General features: G+C 69.8%; 17 protein-coding genes. 10 read left to right on the forward strand and 7 right to left on the reverse strand.

The window, feature by feature from the left end; translation table 11 throughout:
- Positions 1 to 24: 24 nt before the first annotated feature.
- Positions 25 to 1,593, forward strand: a complete 1,569-nt coding sequence (locus ACEVFP_RS10840; RefSeq protein ID WP_374999475.1) for a succinic semialdehyde dehydrogenase — start codon at positions 25 to 27, stop codon at positions 1,591 to 1,593.
- A 45-nt stretch (positions 1,594 to 1,638) separates the two neighbouring features.
- Here ACEVFP_RS10840 and ACEVFP_RS10845 read toward each other — a convergent pair whose 3' ends face one another.
- Genes ACEVFP_RS10845 through ACEVFP_RS10855 form a run of 3 tightly spaced genes read right to left on the reverse strand, consistent with a single transcriptional unit; the run spans position 1,639 to position 4,163 of the window.
- Complete coding sequence (locus ACEVFP_RS10845) at positions 1,639 to 2,487, reverse strand: SDR family oxidoreductase (RefSeq protein ID WP_374999476.1); 849 nt, start codon at positions 2,485 to 2,487, stop codon at positions 1,639 to 1,641.
- A 36-nt stretch (positions 2,488 to 2,523) separates the two neighbouring features.
- Entirely contained in the window at positions 2,524 to 3,405 is an 882-nt protein-coding gene (locus tag ACEVFP_RS10850; RefSeq protein ID WP_374999477.1) for an SDR family oxidoreductase, read from the reverse strand.
- Positions 3,402 to 4,163: an SDR family oxidoreductase gene (locus ACEVFP_RS10855; protein ID WP_374999478.1), complete on the reverse strand. Its 762-nt coding sequence runs from the start codon at positions 4,161 to 4,163 to the stop codon at positions 3,402 to 3,404. The genes ACEVFP_RS10850 and ACEVFP_RS10855 overlap by 4 nt, the downstream gene beginning before the upstream one ends.
- 37 nt (positions 4,164 to 4,200) lie before the next feature.
- Between ACEVFP_RS10855 and ACEVFP_RS10860 the strand changes: the two genes are divergently transcribed.
- From ACEVFP_RS10860 to ACEVFP_RS10875, 4 genes are read left to right on the forward strand one after another with little or no spacing between them, the layout of a single operon-like run.
- Positions 4,201 to 4,998: an enoyl-CoA hydratase family protein gene (locus ACEVFP_RS10860; RefSeq protein ID WP_374999479.1), complete on the forward strand. Its 798-nt coding sequence runs from the start codon at positions 4,201 to 4,203 to the stop codon at positions 4,996 to 4,998.
- Positions 4,995 to 5,870, forward strand: a complete 876-nt coding sequence (locus ACEVFP_RS10865; RefSeq protein ID WP_374999480.1) for a CoA transferase subunit A — start codon at positions 4,995 to 4,997, stop codon at positions 5,868 to 5,870. Before ACEVFP_RS10860 ends, ACEVFP_RS10865 begins: the two co-directional genes overlap by 4 nt.
- Positions 5,863 to 6,624 carry a CoA-transferase subunit beta gene (locus ACEVFP_RS10870; RefSeq protein WP_374999481.1) on the forward strand — a complete coding sequence of 254 codons (762 nt, stop codon included), beginning with the start codon at positions 5,863 to 5,865 and terminating at the stop codon, positions 6,622 to 6,624. The genes ACEVFP_RS10865 and ACEVFP_RS10870 overlap by 8 nt, the downstream gene beginning before the upstream one ends.
- Positions 6,621 to 7,688, forward strand: coding sequence for an NAD(P)H-dependent flavin oxidoreductase (locus ACEVFP_RS10875; protein ID WP_374999482.1), 1,068 nt, complete (start codon positions 6,621 to 6,623; stop codon positions 7,686 to 7,688). Before ACEVFP_RS10870 ends, ACEVFP_RS10875 begins: the two co-directional genes overlap by 4 nt.
- Positions 7,689 to 7,695: 7 nt before the next feature.
- Here the strand turns inward: ACEVFP_RS10875 and ACEVFP_RS10880 are convergent, their stop codons facing one another.
- The 4 genes from ACEVFP_RS10880 to ACEVFP_RS10895 are packed head-to-tail and all read right to left on the reverse strand — an operon-like array spanning position 7,696 to position 11,455.
- On the reverse strand, positions 7,696 to 8,844 hold the full coding sequence (locus ACEVFP_RS10880; protein ID WP_374999483.1) for an acetyl-CoA C-acetyltransferase: 1,149 nt from the start codon (positions 8,842 to 8,844) through the stop codon (positions 7,696 to 7,698).
- Entirely contained in the window at positions 8,837 to 9,451 is a 615-nt protein-coding gene (locus ACEVFP_RS10885; protein WP_374999484.1) for a TetR/AcrR family transcriptional regulator, read from the reverse strand. The genes ACEVFP_RS10880 and ACEVFP_RS10885 overlap by 8 nt, the downstream gene beginning before the upstream one ends.
- The gene (locus ACEVFP_RS10890) at positions 9,444 to 10,247 is read right to left on the reverse strand and encodes an SDR family oxidoreductase (protein ID WP_374999485.1); all 804 of its coding nucleotides are present in this window, start codon (positions 10,245 to 10,247) and stop codon (positions 9,444 to 9,446) included. Before ACEVFP_RS10890 ends, ACEVFP_RS10885 begins: the two co-directional genes overlap by 8 nt.
- Entirely contained in the window at positions 10,244 to 11,455 is a 1,212-nt protein-coding gene (locus ACEVFP_RS10895; protein WP_374999486.1) for an acyl-CoA dehydrogenase family protein, read from the reverse strand. Before ACEVFP_RS10895 ends, ACEVFP_RS10890 begins: the two co-directional genes overlap by 4 nt.
- 77 nt (positions 11,456 to 11,532) lie before the next feature.
- Between ACEVFP_RS10895 and ACEVFP_RS10900 the strand changes: the two genes are divergently transcribed.
- Genes ACEVFP_RS10900 through ACEVFP_RS10920 form a run of 5 tightly spaced genes read left to right on the forward strand, consistent with a single transcriptional unit; the run spans position 11,533 to position 17,108 of the window.
- Positions 11,533 to 13,080 carry an AMP-binding protein gene (locus ACEVFP_RS10900; protein WP_374999487.1) on the forward strand — a complete coding sequence of 516 codons (1,548 nt, stop codon included), beginning with the start codon at positions 11,533 to 11,535 and terminating at the stop codon, positions 13,078 to 13,080.
- Positions 13,077 to 13,928, forward strand: a complete 852-nt coding sequence (locus tag ACEVFP_RS10905) for an enoyl-CoA hydratase (protein ID WP_374999488.1) — start codon at positions 13,077 to 13,079, stop codon at positions 13,926 to 13,928. Before ACEVFP_RS10900 ends, ACEVFP_RS10905 begins: the two co-directional genes overlap by 4 nt.
- On the forward strand, positions 13,925 to 15,070 hold the full coding sequence (locus tag ACEVFP_RS10910; protein WP_374999489.1) for an acyl-CoA dehydrogenase family protein: 1,146 nt from the start codon (positions 13,925 to 13,927) through the stop codon (positions 15,068 to 15,070). Before ACEVFP_RS10905 ends, ACEVFP_RS10910 begins: the two co-directional genes overlap by 4 nt.
- Positions 15,067 to 15,975 carry an acyl-CoA dehydrogenase family protein gene (locus tag ACEVFP_RS10915; RefSeq protein WP_374999490.1) on the forward strand — a complete coding sequence of 303 codons (909 nt, stop codon included), beginning with the start codon at positions 15,067 to 15,069 and terminating at the stop codon, positions 15,973 to 15,975. The genes ACEVFP_RS10910 and ACEVFP_RS10915 overlap by 4 nt, the downstream gene beginning before the upstream one ends.
- Positions 15,972 to 17,108, forward strand: coding sequence for an acyl-CoA dehydrogenase family protein (locus ACEVFP_RS10920; RefSeq protein ID WP_374999491.1), 1,137 nt, complete (start codon positions 15,972 to 15,974; stop codon positions 17,106 to 17,108). Before ACEVFP_RS10915 ends, ACEVFP_RS10920 begins: the two co-directional genes overlap by 4 nt.
- Positions 17,109 to 17,121 lie beyond the last annotated feature (13 nt).

Genomic DNA, 17,121 nt, shown 5'->3' on the forward strand with positions numbered 1-17,121 from the left:
TGGGCTTTTTGAGGACGTGACCGCATGAACGCGACAACCCTGCAGCGACCGACGGACCTCACCAGGGACCGGTTGGAGAGCCTCGTCAAGCGGGTTCCCGGCAGCACCGGCAACACCTGGAAGCTGACCGAGGTCTACACCGGCGACGTCCTGGTCGAGCTGCCCCAGTCCTCTGCCGACGACATCGCGAAGGCGTACGCCGACGCCGGCGCAGCCCAGCGGGTGTGGGCGTCGTGGCCTCTGCGCAAGCGGCTCAAGGTGCTCAAGAAGTTCCACTCGCTGGTGGTCAAGAACCAGTACCGCATCACCGACCTCATCCAGGCCGAGAGCGGCAAGAACCGCCGCATGGCCTTCGAGGAGACCTGCGACGTGCCGATGGGCACCAGCCACTACATCAAGCGCGCACCGTCGCTGCTCAAGGACCGCCGCCACGGCGGTCCGGTGCCGGTGCTGTCGCACTCGGTCGAGGTGCGCCGCCCCAAGGGCGTGGTGGCGATCATCGCGCCGTGGAACTTCCCTTTCGCGACCGGCATCTCCGACACCATTCCCGCGCTCGTCGCCGGCAACGGCGTCGTGCTCAAGCCGGACAACAAGACCGCTCTCTCCCCCCTGTTCGGAGTGGAGCTCCTGGAGAAGGCCGGCCTGCCACGTGGCCTCGTGCAGGTCGTCTGTGGCGAGGGACCGGACGTCGGCCCTGCCATCCTGCAAGGCGCCGACTACGTCATGTTCACCGGCTCCACCGACACCGGTCGGATCATCGGCGAGCTCGCCGGAAAACACCTCATCGACTGCTGCCTGGAGCTCGGCGGCAAGAACCCCATGCTCGTCCTGCAGGACGCCGACGTCGACGAGGCCGTGCACGCCGCCCTGTTCGGCGGGTTCGGCAACTCAGGTCAGATCTGCATGCACATCGAGCGCCTGTACGTGCATGACTCCATCTACGAGCAGTTCCGTGATGCGTTCGTCGCCGCCACCGAGGCGATGACCATCGGCGCCGCCTACGACTTCGGCCCCGACCTCGGCTCGCTGGTGTCGGTCGACCACCGTGACCGGGTGGCGTCCCACGTCGACGACGCCGTGGCGAAGGGCGCCACGGTGCTCACCGGTGGACAGGCCCGCCCCGACCTGGGGCCGGCGTTCTACGAGCCAACCATCCTCGAGGGAGTCACCAAGGAGATGCTCGCCGGCTCGACCGAGACGTTCGGACCCGTGGTGGGCCTGTACCGGTTCACCTCCGAGGACGAGGCGGTCTCGCTCGCCAACGACACCGAGTACGGGCTCAATGCGAGCGTCTGGAGCAGTGACCCGGACCGGGCGATGCGCGTAGCCCGCCGGATCGACTCCGGCAACGTCAACATCAACGACATCCTGGCGACGGCGTTCGCCTCCAAGGGCACGCCGTCCGGGGGTCTGAAGCAGTCCGGGGTCGGAGCCAGGCACGGCGACCAGGGCCTGCTGAAGTACACCGACGCCCAGAACATCGCGACGCTCAAGAAGCAGGTCATGGAGCCGCAGGGCAACCAGACCTACGCGGCCTATGCGCGGCAGACCCGGATCACGCTCAGGTTGATGCGCAAGCTGCGGATCCGCTGACAACACGACCCCGCCCGACCGCGTCCCTCACTCTGAGCGCTTCGATCATGCGGGACTCGTGCGGGGACCGGTGTAGCGAGGGTTGTCGGCGAAGTCGACAGCGTCACCCTCGGCAGGACCCGTGGACTTGATCGTCACTCCCCCGTCGACGTCCAGGACCGTGCCCGTGACGTAGGACGCCGCCTCCGAGGCGAGGAACAGGGCCGCATCGGCGATGTCGTCGTGCGAGCCCCAGCGGCGCAGCGGCACACCCTCGGTGATGCGGTCCTTCAGGTCCGGACTCGTCGCGATGACGTTGTCCATGCCCCAGGTGTTCTCGATGGGTCCCGGGCTGATGACGTTCACGCGCACACCTGCAGGGCCCCACTCGATCGCCAGGCACTTGGCGAGCATGTTCACCGCCGACTTCGCCGAGCAGACGTGGCTCTGGAACGGCAGCGGCTTCACCGCCTCCGGCGCCCCGATCGCGATGAGTGAGGCGCCCGGGGTCCGCAGGTGCTCAAAGCCCGCCCGGAAGAGGTTGAACGTGCCTTGCAGGTCGATCTCTATGACGGACTTGAACCCGCCCGCCGACATGCCGAGCGCGGGAGCGTAGAAGTTGCCCGCCTGGCCGGCGACGACAATGTCCAGCCCGCCGAACGCCTCGGCCGTCTCCTGCATGGTCTCGGCCACCCGGTCGTAGTCGCGGACGTCAGCCGGCAGGCCGATGGCCTCACCACCCGCCTCTCGGATCTCCCGGGCCGCCGAGTCGCACCGCTGCTCGTCGCGACTCATCACCGCAACCTTGGCGCCCTGCTGGGCGTACCGCTTGGCGATCGCCAGGTTGAAGCCGCGAGTGCCGCCGGCGACGTAGGCCACCTTGCCCGCGAGAATGTCGGTACCGAAGACGCCCATGTCCTACCCTTCAGAGAAGTGAAACACGTTCTAGTTTCAGGATAGACCGTACACGGGCTCGGGGTCCACGCCCTCGGCCATGAGCTCGCGCAGGGCAGGCCCGACCTCCGCGGTGGCCCACCGGCGGCCGAGGTCGTGCTCGGGTCCGTGGCGCCAGCCCTGCTCCAGACACATCCGGCCGCCGTCGATCTCGATCACCCGGCCGGTGACGTCATGGGCCTCGGGCGAGGCGAGCCATGCGACGATCGGCGCATTGTCCTCGGGCAGTGCCATCTGCGAGGTGTCGAAGGCCCCCTCTGTCATGCGGGTGCGGGCCACCGGGGCGATCGCGTTGACCGTGGCACCGTAGCGACCGAGCTCGGCGGCGGCCACCAGCGTCATGCCGGCGATGCCCGCCTTCGCGGCGGAGTACGTCGCCTGACCCACGGAGCCCTGCAGGCCCGCGCCGGAGGTCGTGTTGATGACCCGGGCATCGCGCCGGCGACCCTGCTTGGACTCGGCCCGCCAGTAGGCAGCGGCATGGCGCATCGGAGCGAAGTGACCCTTGAGGTGCACCCGGACGACGGCGTCCCACTCCTGCTCGGACGTGTTGACCAGCATCCGGTCGCGGACGAATCCGGCGTTGTTGACCAGGATGTCGAGACCGCCGAAGGTCTCGACGGCCTGCTGCACCATCAGCTCCGCCTGGCCGAAGTCGGCGACGTCGGCGTCATTGGCCACCGCTTGCGCCCCGAGTGCCTCGATCTCCTGGACGACCGTCTCGGCGGGCGACTCGCCGTCGTCCTCGCCGGCCAACGAGACACCGACGTCGTTCACCACGACCTTTGCCCCCTGCCGGGCCAGCTCCAGCGCGTGCGCCCTGCCGATGCCTCGGCCCGCTCCGGTCACGATGGCGATTCGGCCTTCGAGCATGGTCATGACTTCTCCTTCGTGATGTGCAGGAACACTGGTGGCTCACCACCGCCGTGGCAGGCGAGGTTCGCGCCGGAGACGTAGCCCGCGAGGTCGGACGCCAGGAAGGCGACAACCTGGCCGATCTCCTGCGGCTCGGCCATCCGGCCGAGCGGGATGGTCGCCTCGATCGCCGCCACCGCAGCGTCGCCGCCGTAGTGGTCGTCGGTCTGCTCGGTGCGGCACAGCCCGACGTCTATGCTGTTGACGCGCACCTGCGGCCCCCACTCGACCGCCAGCGATCGGGTCAGGGAGTCGACGCCCGCCTTCGCGGCCCCGTACGTCGCAGTACCGGGTGACGGTCGCACCGCCGAGACCGACGAGATGTTCACGATGGCCCCGCCGTCCGACTGGGTCCGCATGACGGCGTGGGCGGCCTTGGCGACGGCGAGCACCGCCTCGAGGTTGAGCCCCAGGATCTTGTCGTCCAGGCGCCTGCTGGAGTCCTCGGCAAGGGCGTACGGCGCGCCACCGGCGTTGTTCACCAGCACGTCGAGCCGACCGTGTGAGGCGACGATGGCCTCGACCAGGGCCGCCACCTCGTCGCCGTCACGGACGTCGCAGACACGGTGCTCGGTCCCCGGAGCGGGCTCGGCGTCGGAGCGTCCACAGGTGATCACCCTCGCCCCGGCCTCGACCAGCACGGCACTGACGCCGCGACCGATGCCTCGCGCGCCGCCGGTCACCAGGGCGACGCGCCCGGACAGGTCCAGGGTGAGAGTCATACTGATAGGCTACCAAGCAAGTGTTAGGTAGGTAACCATGAGTGTCACTTCGAGCATCACGTCCGAGCTCCGCGGCGACGGCATCAGAGTCGTCACGATGGAGCGACCTCCCGTCAATGCTCTGACGGTGCAGGGCTGGTTCGACGTCGCCGGTGCGCTGGACGAGGCCGGTGACGACCCGGACACGAAGGTCGTGATCCTTCGCGCCGAGGGCAAGGGCTTCAATGCCGGCGTCGACATCAAGCAGATGCAGGAGACCTCCGGGTTCGACGCCCTGATCGGAGCGAACAAGGGCTGCTTCGCGGCGTTCAAGGCGGTCTACGAGTGCAGCGTCCCGGTGATTGCCGCAGTGCAGGGCTTCTGCCTGGGCGGAGGCGTCGGGCTCGTGGGCAACGCCGACATCGTGGTGGCCAGCGACGACGCCTACTTCGGTGTTCCCGAGGTCGATCGAGGTGCGCTCGGCGCCGCCACCCACCTGGCTCGACTGGTGCCGCAGCACCTGATGCGCACGCTCTACTTCACGGCCAGGACCATCCCGGCCGCCGACCTCCTCCAACACGGCTCGGTCTACGAGGTCGTGCCGCGCGCGCAGCTCGACGACCTGGCGCTCCGCCTCGCCGCCGACGTCGCCGCCAAGGACGGCCGCGTCATCCGCGCAGCGAAGGAGGCGCTCAACGGCATCGACCCGATGGACGTCAACGCCAGCTACCGCTTCGAGCAGGGCTTCACCATGGAGCTCAACCTGTCGGGGGTCAGCGACGAGCTGCGCGACACGTTCGTGAGTGGGCACGGGGCCAGTACGGACGAGACCGGCACAGCGGGTGCTCGCCGATGAAGGCCCCCTCGAAGGAGCTGACCATCGATGAGGTGGTGGGCCGTCTCGAGAGCGGGATGACCCTCGGCATCGGAGGCTGGGGGTCGCGGCGCAAGCCGATGGCCCTCGTGCGTGCGATCCTGCGCAGCAACCTCACCGACCTGCACGTCGTCTCCTACGCCGGACCGGACGTGGGACTCCTGCTGTCCGCCGGCAAGGCCAGTCGCGTCACCTATGCGTTCGCGACCCTCGACTCCGTCCCGCTCGAGCCGCTGTTCGGCCAGGCCCGCCAGAACGGCACGGCGCAGTTCCGCGAGTGGGACGAGGGCATGTTCCAGACCGGCCTGCGTGCCGCCGCCCAGCGCGTCCCGTTCCTGCCGATGCGCGCCGGGCTCGGCTCGGCGGTCCTCGAGCACGACCCGGGCCTGCGCACGGTCACCTCGCCGTACGACGACGGCGAGGAGCTCGTCGCCGTGCCGCCCCTGGAGCTCGACGTCGCTCTCGTGCACATGAACCGTGCCGACGCCCAGGGCAATGCCCAGTACCTCGGCCCCGACCCGTACTTCGACGACCTGTTCTGCATGGCAGCACGTGAGGCCTACGTGTCGACCGAGCAGATCATCGACCCTGCCGGCCTGACCGTCGATGCGCCGCTGCAGAGCCTGCTCATCAACCGCACGATGGTCGCGGGCGTGGTCGAGACGCCGCACGGCGCCCACTTCACGACGTGCTCGCCCACGTACGAGCGGGACGAGTCCTTTCAACGGGCGTATGCAACCGCCGCGAAGTCGCCCGAGGACTGGGCCGCCTTCCGCGAGCGCTTCCTGACCGGGGACGAGGATGCATACCAGAGCGCCGTCGCCGCCTTCCACGAGGAGTCAGCCGATGTCTGACGTCAGCCGTTCTGAGTACTGCGCCGTCGCGATCGCGGACTGCTTCGCCGACGACGGCGAGATCATGGGCAGCCCGATGGGCCTGCTCCCCACGCTCGGCGCCCGACTCGCCAAGAACACCTCGAACCCGCAGCTGTTGCTCACCGACGGCGAGGCCCGCATCCTGCGCGGCACGCCGCCACTCGGGCAGACCGCCGACGTGACCGAGGGCTGGATGCCGTTCCGGCTCGTGCTCGAGTCGGTGGTCTCCTACGGCAAGCGGCACGTGATGATGGGCGCCACGCAGATCGATCGGCACGGCAACCAGAACATCTCCGCCATCGGCTCGTGGGAGCAGCCGACCCGCCAACTCCTCGGGGTGCGCGGGGCACCCGGGAACACCGTGAACAACAAGACGTCCTACTGGGTGCCCAAGCACTCACCCCGGACGGTCGTGGACCAGGTCGACGTGGTCTCAGGTGTCGGCCGTGCCCGTGCGGAGGCCACCGGCCCGGCAGCGACCCGGTTCCACCAGGTGCACAGGCTCGTCACCAACCTCGGCGTGCTCGACTTCGGCGGACCGGAGCACACCATGCGGCTGGTCTCGGTGCATCCCGGCGTGTCCGTCGATGACGTCCACGCTGCCAGTGGGTGCGAGATCCACGCCGCCGCAGAGATCCCGGAGACCCGCGACCCCAGTGCCGAGGAGATCGTCCTGATCCGTGAGCTGCTCGACCCGAAGAGACTCCGCGAGAAGGAAGTCCCGCAGCCATGATCGATCAGCTGCTGACGACCCCCCTGACCGAGCTGACCGGGGTCCGGCACCCCGTCGTGCAGACCGGCATGGGCTGGGTCGCCGGTCCGAGCCTGGTCAGCGGCACCGCCCGAGCCGGAGGTCTGGGCATCCTGGCGTCCGCCACCATGACCCTGCAGGAGCTCGAACGGGCGATCATCGAGGTCAAGGAGCGCACCGGCGCCCCGTTCGGGGTGAATCTACGTGCGGACGCAGCCGACGCTCCGGACCGCTGCACACTGCTCATCGAGCACGACGTGGCTGTGGCCTCGTTCGCACTCGCTCCCAAGCCTGAGCTGATCGCTCGGCTCAAAGAGCACGGCATCGTCGTCATCCCGAGCGTCGGCGCGGCGAAGCATGCCGTGAAGGTGGCCTCCTGGGGCGCCGATGCCGTGATGATCCAGGGAGGCGAAGGTGGCGGCCACACCGGGCCGGTCCCGACCACCCTGCTCCTCCCGACCATCCTCGACGCCGTCGACATCCCAGTGATCGCGGCCGGCGGCTTCTTCGACGGTCGGGGCCTGGCCGCAGCGCTGGCCTACGGTGCGGCCGGTGTCGGCATGGGCACGCGGTTCCTGCTCACCGCCGACAGCCGCGTCCCGGACGCCGTCAAGCAGCGCTACCTGTCGGCAGGGCTTGACGACACGGTGGTCACCTCGAAGGTCGACGGCATGCCGCACCGCATGCTGCGCTCGGACCTCGTCGACGACGTCGAGCGATCGTCCGGGCTGCGGCGCATCCTCCCGACGGCGCGTCGCACCCTGGAGTTCAAGCGGACGGCGGGCCTGTCCTTCAGGCAGCTCGCCGTGGACGGCCGGGCGATGCGCAAGGCACAGGGGCGCACCCTCACTCAGCTCGCACTGGCCGCCAACACCCCGATGATGCTCAAGGCCGGTCTGGTCGACGGCGACCCGACCGCCGGTGTCCTTGCCTCCGGTCAGGTGGTCGGCGTCATCGACGACCTCCCCTCCTGCGAGGAGCTGATCGACCGGGTGGTCACCGACGCCGCGGCAACGCTGCAGAAGGCCGGCAAGGCGCTGGACTAGGTGGCAGTCACAGCCTCTCGATGATCGTGACGTTGGCCTGCCCACCGCCCTCGCACATGACCTGCAGCCCGTAGCGCCCACCGGTACGCTCCAGCTCCCCCAGCAGGGTCGTCATCAGACGAGTGCCGGTGGCCCCGATGGGGTGGCCGAGGGCGATGGCGCCACCGTTGACGTTCACGCGCTCGTGCGGGACGTCGAGCTCGGCCATCCAGGCCAGCACCACGGACGCGAACGCCTCGTTGCACTCGAAGAGATCGATGTCATCGACGCCAAGGCCGGCCTTGGCGAGCGCGTGGCGGGTCGCGGCGATGGGACCGGTCAGCATCCAGACCGGGTCGTCGCCACGCGCCGAGAGGTGATGCACCCGGGCCCGAGGAGTGAGCTGGTGGTCCTGCACCGCCTGCGCCGACGCCACCAGCATCGCGCTGGCGCCGTCACTGATCTGCGAGGCGACGGCGGCGGTGATCCGGCCTCCGACCTCCAGTGGCTCCAGCGCGGCCATCTTCTCCAGGGACGTCTCGCGTGGCGTCTCGTCGGTCGCGAAGGCACCGACCGGAGCGATCTCGGCCGTGAAGCGATCGTCGGCGATCGCCGTCCGCGCCCGCTCGTGCGACGCCAGGGCGAACTCCTCCATCTGCTCGCGGTCGATGCCCCACTTCTCGGCAATCATCTCCGCGGAGCGGAACTGGCTGATCTCCTGAGCCCCGTACCGCTGCTGCCAGCCGGGCGACTCCGCGAACGGGGTGCTGAATCCGTACTGGCCACCGACCAGCATCGCCGCGGAGATCTCGACGGCGCTCATGTTCTGCAGACCCCCGGCGACGACCAGGTCCTGCGTCCCCGACATCACCGCCTGGGCGGCGAAGTGCACGGCCTGCTGCGACGAGCCGCACTGCCGGTCGACGGTCACCCCCGGCACGTGATCCGGAAGCCCGGCCACCAGCCACGCGGTCCGCGCAACGTCACCGGCCTGCGATCCGATGGTGTCGCAGCAGCCCATGACCACGTCATCGACCGCACCCGGGTCGACCCCGGTGCGCTCGACCAGTGCCCTGAGCACGTGGCCACCCAGGTCCGCGGAGTGGGTCCCGGCGAGCGATCCACCACGCTTGCCGACCGGTGTGCGGACGGCGTCGATGATGAATGCCTCAGCCATCTGCGGCGATCCCTTCAAGGAGGATGGACAGGTACTGGGAGGCGACCTCGTCGGCCGACAGCTTGCCGCCCGGGCGGTACCAGCTGACCGCCACCCACACGGTGTCGCGCAGGAAGCGGTAGACCAGCTCCACGTCGAGCTCGGCGCGCAGCTCACCGGCAGCCACGGCCTCCCGGAGCAGGTCGATCCACAACGCACGGAACCGCTCGTTCCGCTCATCGAGGTAGCCGAAACGCTCGTACCCGGCCAGGAAGGCCGCGTCGTTCTGGAAGATGGCGACCTCACTGTGATGCCGGTCGATCGCGGCGAACGACGTCCGCACCACGGCGTCCAGCTTGGCCAGGGGCGTGCGGTCGCTGGCGAGGATCGCGTCGTACTCATCGAACAGCTCGCGCTGGAAGGCGTCCAGGAGCTCATCGACCATCGACTCCTTGGAGTCGAAGTGGTGGTACAGGCTCCCCGAGAGGATGCCGGCGGCGTCAGCGATGTCGCGCACGGTCGTGTTGCGGAACCCGCGCTCGGCGAACAACCGGCCGGCGATCTCCAGCAGCTCCTTGCGCCGGCCGGTCCCCCGGCTCGCCGGATCTGGGCTCGTCGACTCAGGCATGCTGGCTCGAGACCGAGACGACTTCGCCCGTCATGTACGTCGAGTAGTCCGATGCCAGGAACACCATCACGTTGGCGACCTCCCACGGCTCGGCCGCCCGACCGAAGGCCTCACGCTGCTTGAGCTCAGCCAGCAGCTCGTCGCTGGTGACCTTCTCCAGGAAGGGGTGCATCGCGAGCGACGGTGCCACCGCGTTGACCCGGATGCCGTGGCCGGCGACGTCGAGGGCGGCACACCGGGTCAGGGCCATCACTCCGGCCTTGGCCGCGGCGTAGTGCGCCTGCCCCTCCTGGGCGCGCCATCCGATCACGGAGGCGTTGTTGACGATGACCCCGCGTGTGCCGGCGGCGCGCATCCGGCGACCGGCCGCACGGACGCATCGGAACGTGCCGGTCAGCGTGATGTCGAGGACCCGCGCCCACTGTTCGTCGGCCATCTCCAGAACATCGGCGGTTCCACCGAGACCGGCATTGTTGATCATCACGTCGACTCCCCCGTGCTCGTCCGCCACGTCGAGCAGGGCCTGCACCTGCTCCTCTGCGGTGACATCGACCGCGAGGGAGCGCACCCGGTGGGCACCGAACTCCGTCGCGAGCGACTCCTGGGTCCTGGCGAGACGCTGTTCATGGGTGTCACTGACCACGACCGTACCGGCGCCTTCCTCCAGCGCGCGACGGGCCACCGCAGCACCGATGCCCGCTCCGGCCGCCGCGGTCACCACCACGGTCTTGTCGAGCAGCAGATCGTGCCCCGGCACCTGCTGGGGCGTGGGTTGCTCAGGTCTGGTGACTGTCACGGGCGGGGCTCCTTCGGCAGGCCGAGCACGCGCTCGGCGAGAATGGTGCGTTGGATCTCGTCGCTTCCGCCATAGATCGTGTCAGCGCGAGAGAACAGGAAGAGTCGTTGCCACCGGTCGAGATCGCCGTCGTCGCCCCTCGCCGTCAGGGAGTCAGCGCCCCGGACCTCCATGGCCAGCTCGCCGAGCCGGCGATGCCAGGCGGCCCAGACGAGCTTGGCGACGTTGTCGGCACCAGGAGTCTTCTCGGTGAGGGAGCGGACGGCGTTGACCCGCATCACCTCGAGCTCGGCACGCTGGGCGGCCAGCCGGTCCCGAAGTACCGGGTCGTCGAGAGCGCCGTTGCTGCGAGCCAGCTCGACGAGGTCGCCGAGCTCGCGCGCAAACCCGACCTGCTGGCCGAGCACGGAGACACCACGCTCGAGCCCGAGCAGCGTCATCGCCACGCGCCACCCGTCGCCGACCTCACCGACGACCATGGATGCCGGTGTGCGAGCCCCGGAGAAGAACACCTCGTTGAACTCCGACCCACCGGTGATCTGCTTGATCGGACGGACCTCGACGCCGTCCTGGTCGAGCGGTACCAGCAGGAACGAGAGTCCGTGGTGGCGTGACGAGCCTCGCTCGGTGCGGGCGAGCACGAACATCCAGTCGGACTCGCGCGCCCACGACGTCCAGACCTTCTGTCCGTCGATGACCCACTCCCCCTCGGTGTCGGCCGCTTGATCACCGGTACCGCGGTCGAGCACCGCACGGGTGCTGACCGCTGCGAGGTCCGAGCCGGCACCCGGCTCGGAGTAGCCCTGGCACCAGAGCTCATCGACCGCACGGATGGGCGGCAGAAATCGGGCCTTCTGCTCGGCGGTGCCGAGCTCGATGAGAGTCGGGCCGAGCAGCTGCTCACCGAGGTGGTTCACGGTCTCCGGGGCGTCCGCCCTGGCGTACTCCTCGTGGAAGATCGCCTGGTGGGCCAGGCTGAGTCCGCGACCGCCGTGCTCGACCGGCCAGCCGAGGCAGGTCCACCCGTGCTCGGCGAGATGCCGGTTCCACGCGCGACGCTCGGCATAGGCCCGCTCAGCACCACCGGAGCGGCCGATACCGCGCAGCGCCCCCCACTCGCCCGCCAGGTGCTCGGAGAGCCAGGTGCGTACCTCCTCACGGAAGGTCCCTTCGTCGGCGCAGACGACGGTGTTCTCGATGGGGCTCACATAAGGTAGCCTACCAAGCACTTGCTTGTTCCGATACGCTGCCCGTTTCTCGCCGCCGAACCCCGTGTGGAGGATCCGTGACCGACACCGTCCCCGCGCTGGTCCGCCGCGCCGCCCAGCGCTTCGGCGACTCGCCGGCGTACGTGATGGACGGCCGCGCCGTGACGTTCTCCGCACTGCACGACCTCGTCCGGCACACTGCGGCGCTGTACCGCAGCTACGGGGTGCAGCCCGGTGACCGCGTGCTGCTCTGGGCACCGAACAGCATCGAGTGGGCGATGGCCGGCCTCGCGGCCACCTACGCCGGCGCCATCTTGGTGCCCGCCAACTCGCGCTACACCGCTCATGAGGTCGCCGACCTCGTGGAGCGCACCGCCGCAAGCCTGGTCGTCGTCGACGACGGGTTCCTGGGCCGCACCCAGATCCGCGACCTCAGCTCGCTCGACCCGGGCGGGTCGATCGTCGCTCTCGCGGACCTCGAGACGCTGGGCGCCGCCGTGACCGCCGCCGATCTCGAGGCCGTCGAGACGGCGGCCGACTCCGTCCGCCCCGACGACGTCGCCGACATCCTGTTCTCCTCCGGCACCACGGGCCGGCCCAAGGGCGTGCTCAGCGCGCACCGGCAGACCGTGGCCGCGGCGGCGAGCTGGAGCGCCGTCGGCGAGGTCAGTTCCGCCGACCGCTACCTGGTGATCAGCCCGTTCTTCCACTCCTACGGGTACAAGGTCGGCATCCTCGTCGGCCTCCTGCACGGCTGCTCGCTCCACCCCATGGCGACGTTCGACGCGGACGCCGCCCTCGCCCGTATCGCGTCCGAGCGCATCACGATGGTTCCCGGTGCTCCTGCCATCTTCCTGGGACTGCTCGAGTCGCCTGCGTTCGCCACCACCGACACGTCGTCGCTACGGTTCGCCAACACCGGTGCCGCGAACGTTCCGGTCACCCTGGTGGAGCGGCTGCAGGCCGAGCTCAGCTTCGACCTGGTGATCACGGCGTTCGGGATGACCGAGTGTGTCGTGGCCACCATGTGCCGCCGCGGCGACAGCGACGAGACCGTGGCCACCACGTGCGGTCGCGCCATCGACGGCATGGAGACCGCGATCGCCGATCCGGAGACGGGCGAGCACCTGCCGGCCGGGGCCGAGGGCGAGCTCCTGCTGCGCGGGTCACAGGTGATGCTCGGCTACCTCGACGACCCGCAGGCGACCACCCGCGCCATCGACACCGACGGATGGCTGCACACCGGCGACGTCGGTGTGCTCACCGAGGGCGGGTACCTGCGCATCACCGATCGCCTCAAGGACATGTACATCTGCGGTGGTTTCAACGTCTACCCGGCCGAGGTCGAACAGACGCTGACGCGCCTCGACGGCGTCATCGACGTCGCCGTCGTCGGCATTCCCGACGAGCGCCTCGGCGAGGTCGGCAAGGCGTTCGTCGTCCGCCACGGGAACCACACCGAGCGGGGCCCGGACGAGGAAGCGGTCGTCGCGTTCGCCCGTGAACGACTGGCCAACTTCAAGGTGCCTCGCGAGGTGGTGTTCGTGGGCGACCTGCCCCGGAACCTGTCCGGCAAGGTGCTGAAGAACGAACTGCGCGAATCCAGCGAGAGGAGCACGCCGTGAGTGAAGAGGACGTCGTCACGTACGAGGTCGAGGACCAGGTCGCACGCATCACGCTGAACCGGCCGGAGTACCGCAACGCGCAGAACTCGCAGATGACGTACGCGCTCGACGCCGCGTTCCAACGGGCCACGGACGACGCCGCGGTCAAGGTCATCGTGCTGGCCGGCAACGGCAAGCACTTCTGCGCGGGCCACGACATCGGCACACCCGGTCGCGACGTGGACCGGAGCTTCGATCGCAAGGCCGTGCTCTGGTGGGACCACGTGGACAAGGAGGGCGGGGACCAGCGGTTCGCCCGGGAGTCCGAGGTCTACCTGGGCATGTGCCGGCGCTGGCGAGAGGTGCCCAAGCCGGTGATCGCCAAGGTGCACGGCGCCTGCATCGCCGGCGGGCTGATGCTGGCGTGGGCGTGCGACTTCATCGTCGCCTCCGACGACGCGTTCTTCTCCGACCCGGTGGTGCGCATGGGCATCCCCGGCGTCGAGTACTTCGCGCACCCGTGGGTGATGAACCCGCGCGCGGCCAAGGAGTTCCTCTTCACCGGTGACCGGTTCGACGCCCAACGCGCCCTGTCGCTCGGCATGGTCAACCAGGTGGTGCCGGTCGAGGACCTGGAGGACACCGTGACGGCGATCGCCGGACGCATCGCGCAGATGCCGCGTTTCGGCCTCGCGCTCACCAAGAAGGCGGTCAACCAGGCCGAGGACGCCCAGGGCATGCGGACCGGGATGGACTCGGTGTTCGGGTTGCACCACTTCGCGCACGCCCACAACGCCGAGACGGCCGATGACTCGCTCGGTGGTCTCGACGCCAAGGCGATGGCCCGAGGCAACAGGGAGCAGGAGTGAACCTCGACCTCTCCCCCGACGAGGTGGCGTTCCGCGAGGAGGCCAGGGCCTGGCTCAGCGCCAACGTCCCGACCGAGCCACTGCCGTCGATGGACACCGCCCCCGGGTTCGTCGCCCACCAGCAGTGGGAGCGTCGCCTCGCCGACGCCCGCTGGTCGGTCGTCTCGTGGCCCGAGGAGCTCGGCGGCCGCGACGCGTCCCTCGTGGAGTGGGTGCTCTTCGAGGAGGAGTACTACCGCGCCGGCGCCCCCGGGCGGGTCTCACAGAACGGCATCTTCCTGCTCGCGCCGATCATCTTCGAGCACGGGACCGAGGACCAGCAGCAGCGCTGGCTGCCGTCGATGGCCACCGGGGAGACGATCTGGGCACAGGCGTGGTCCGAGCCCGAGGCCGGCTCCGACCTCGCGTCGCTGCGCTCCGCCGCGCGCAAGGTCGACGGCGGCTGGCTGCTGAACGGACAGAAGACCTGGTCGTCGCGTGCGGCCTACGCGCACATGGGGTTCGGACTGTTCCGCTCCGACCCGCATGCCGAGCGGCACCGAGGCCTGACGTACTTCTGCTTCCCGCTCGACGCGGAGGGCCTGACGGTCCGTCCGATCGCCCAGCTCGACGGGGAGGCCGGGTTCGCCGAGCTGTTCCTCGACGACGTCTTCGTGCCCGATGCCGATGTGCTCGGCGAGCCCGGCGAGGGCTGGCGGGTCGCCATGAGCACGGCAGGCAACGAGCGGGGCCTGTCGCTGCGTTCACCGGGGCGGTTCTGTGCTGCCGCCGACCGTCTGCTCGACCTGCACGCGCGGACCGGCGAACCGGCGTTCTCCGAGCGCGTGGTGGACGCCTGGCTGCGTGCCGAGGCGTACCGGCTCTACACGTGGGGCACGGTGACCAGGCTCGCCGGTGGTCAGGACGTGGGTGCATCCGGATCGGTGAACAAGGTCTGGTGGAGCGAGCTCGACGTCGCCCTGCACGAGACCGCGCTCGACCTGCTCGGTCCGCAGGGCGAGATCGAGTCTCCCTGGACGGACGGGTACCTGTTCTCCCTGTCCGGGCCGATCTACGCCGGCACCAACGAGATCCAGCGCAACATCGTCGCCGAGCGCATCCTCGGACTGCCCAAGGAACCACGCGGGGAGCGGCGCGCATGAGGTTCGAGCTGACGGCGGAGCAGACCGGGTTCGCCCGTTCCCTGGAGGACCTCCTGACCCGGACCGACACCGCGGGGGCGAATCGCTCCTGGTCGGACGGCGACCATCGCCCCGGGCTCGCGCTGTGGTCCCGCCTGGCCGGTCTCGGCGTCACGTCCCTGGCCACGGAGGCGACGCCGGTCGAGGTCTGCGTCGCGTTCGAGGCGCTCGGCCGCCACGCCGTCCCCGGCCCGTGGATCGAGTCCGCCGCCTTCCTCCCGGTGGCACTGCCCGATGTCGACCTCTCGGGATCGATGGCCACGGTGGCGGTGCCGCCGCACGTGCCGTTCGCGACCGACGCCGACGTCGTGAACCAGGTCTATGCCGTCGCTGACGCGAGGCTCCGGCGCGCCACCGTGCAGGAGCAGCAGGGATCGGTCGACCGGTCCCGGCACCTCTTCGAGGTCGCTGCGGGCGATCCGGTGGAGCACGGTGACCTCACGGCCGCCTTCGACCTCGCTGCCCTCGCCACGGCGGCCGAGCTGCTGGGCGCGGGCGAGCGGGTGCTCGAGAACTCGGTCGCCCACGTCAAGCAGCGCTCCCAGTTCGGGCGGGCCATCGGGTCGTACCAAGCGATCAAGCACCAGCTGGCGGATGTGCGTATCGCTCTCGACTTCGCCCGGCCGCTCGTCCACGGCGCGGCCGTGAATCCGAAGCCTCGGGCGGTGTCGGCGGCGAAGGTCCAGGCGGCCGAGGCGGCGAACCGCGCTGCCCGCGTCGGACTGCAGGTCCATGGCGCGATCGGCTACACCGCCGAGCTCGACCTGAGTCTGTGGCTGCTGCGTATCCGGGCACTGATCCCGGCGTGGGGCACTCCGGCCCACCACCGTGAGCGGCTCCTCGCCGACCTGCTGGAGACGCGATGACCGGCGGGGGCGCCGGACCACGGACGGCGCAAGGACCCGGCGGGGATGCCGGGCCACGGGCGGCAGAAGGAACAACCCTTGTCCCCACACCTGAGCATGTCGAGCTCGCGAACAGCGTCCGCAGTCTGCTGGCGAAGCACTCCGACAGCCGGGCCGTACGCCGGGCACTCGAGCAACCGCACGGCTTCGATGTCGACCTGTGGGCGATGCTCTGCCACCAGATCGGCGCCCCGGCCCTCCCGATCCGGCAGGAGCACGGTGGCGCCGGGTTCACCCTGGCCGAGGCCCACGTCATCCTGGAGGAGCTCGGCCACGCCCTGGCTCCCTCACCACTGCTGTCGTCCCTGGTGGCCACCGCGGCAGCGGACGATGAGTCCCTGCCGAGGATCGCCGAAGGAGCCGTGGCGACCCTCGCCTGGTCCGGCGTCACCGGGCCCACCGACTCACCGATCGGCGTCACCTGGAGCGGTGACGTCCTCTGCGGAACGATCGATCCGGTCCTTGTCGGCGACGTCGCCGACATCGTGCTGGTGGCCGCCCGGCACGGCGCCCGAGGAGAGGACGTCGGCCTGTTCCGCGTCGACCCGTCCGAGCGCGGGCTGACCCGCACGCGCTGCTCCGGCATGGACCCGACCCTCGGCTTCGCGACGCTCGAGCTCGACTCGGTCCCTGCCACGCCCATCACGCTGGACGCCGCCGACGTCCTCACGGCGGCTCATCGCGTCGGCACCCTGGCGACCGCGGCGCTGCAGGTCGGCTGCGCCCAGCGAGGCCTCGACATGACCGTCGCGTACACCAAGGAGCGCGAGCAGTTCGGACGCCCGATCGGCTCCTTCCAGGCGCTCAAGCACCGCATGAGCGACATGCTGGTCAGGGTCCGGATGTCACGCTCCGGCGCCTGGGCGGCCGTGCAGGCCCACGTCCACGACGCTCCTGATGCCGACGTGCTCGTCGCGGCTGCGTCGTCCTACTGCTCCGAGGCCGCCATGGCCGTGGCGGCCGAGACGATCCAGATGCACGGCGGCATCGCCATCACGTGGGAGCACGACGCCCATCTCGTGCTCAAGCGCGCCCAGGCCCTGCAGCAGCTCTTCGGCCGCCCCCAGGACCACCGGTCGGCGCTCATCTCCTGACGCCCGGGGCTCC

Origin of the sequence: Aeromicrobium sp. CTD01-1L150 (genome assembly GCF_041951745.1) — a bacterium.
Taxonomy (GTDB): Bacteria; Actinomycetota; Actinomycetes; order Propionibacteriales; family Nocardioidaceae; genus Aeromicrobium.

What these genes read in the sequence shown, in the direction of transcription:
- ACEVFP_RS10840 (WP_374999475.1), top strand. Translation starts at nt 25, where the DNA reads ATGAACGCGACAACCCTGCAGCGACCGACGGACCTCACCAGGGACCGG.
- ACEVFP_RS10845 (WP_374999476.1), bottom strand. Translation starts at nt 2,487, where the DNA reads ATGGGCGTCTTCGGTACCGACATTCTCGCGGGCAAGGTGGCCTACGTC.
- ACEVFP_RS10850 (WP_374999477.1), bottom strand. Translation starts at nt 3,405, where the DNA reads ATGACCATGCTCGAAGGCCGAATCGCCATCGTGACCGGAGCGGGCCGA.
- ACEVFP_RS10855 (WP_374999478.1), bottom strand. Translation starts at nt 4,163, where the DNA reads ATGACTCTCACCCTGGACCTGTCCGGGCGCGTCGCCCTGGTGACCGGC.
- ACEVFP_RS10860 (WP_374999479.1), top strand. Translation starts at nt 4,201, where the DNA reads ATGAGTGTCACTTCGAGCATCACGTCCGAGCTCCGCGGCGACGGCATC.
- ACEVFP_RS10865 (WP_374999480.1), top strand. Translation starts at nt 4,995, where the DNA reads ATGAAGGCCCCCTCGAAGGAGCTGACCATCGATGAGGTGGTGGGCCGT.
- ACEVFP_RS10870 (WP_374999481.1), top strand. Translation starts at nt 5,863, where the DNA reads ATGTCTGACGTCAGCCGTTCTGAGTACTGCGCCGTCGCGATCGCGGAC.
- ACEVFP_RS10875 (WP_374999482.1), top strand. Translation starts at nt 6,621, where the DNA reads ATGATCGATCAGCTGCTGACGACCCCCCTGACCGAGCTGACCGGGGTC.
- ACEVFP_RS10880 (WP_374999483.1), bottom strand. Translation starts at nt 8,844, where the DNA reads ATGGCTGAGGCATTCATCATCGACGCCGTCCGCACACCGGTCGGCAAG.
- ACEVFP_RS10885 (WP_374999484.1), bottom strand. Translation starts at nt 9,451, where the DNA reads ATGCCTGAGTCGACGAGCCCAGATCCGGCGAGCCGGGGGACCGGCCGG.
- ACEVFP_RS10915 (WP_374999490.1), top strand. Translation starts at nt 15,067, where the DNA reads ATGAGGTTCGAGCTGACGGCGGAGCAGACCGGGTTCGCCCGTTCCCTG.
- ACEVFP_RS10920 (WP_374999491.1), top strand. Translation starts at nt 15,972, where the DNA reads ATGACCGGCGGGGGCGCCGGACCACGGACGGCGCAAGGACCCGGCGGG.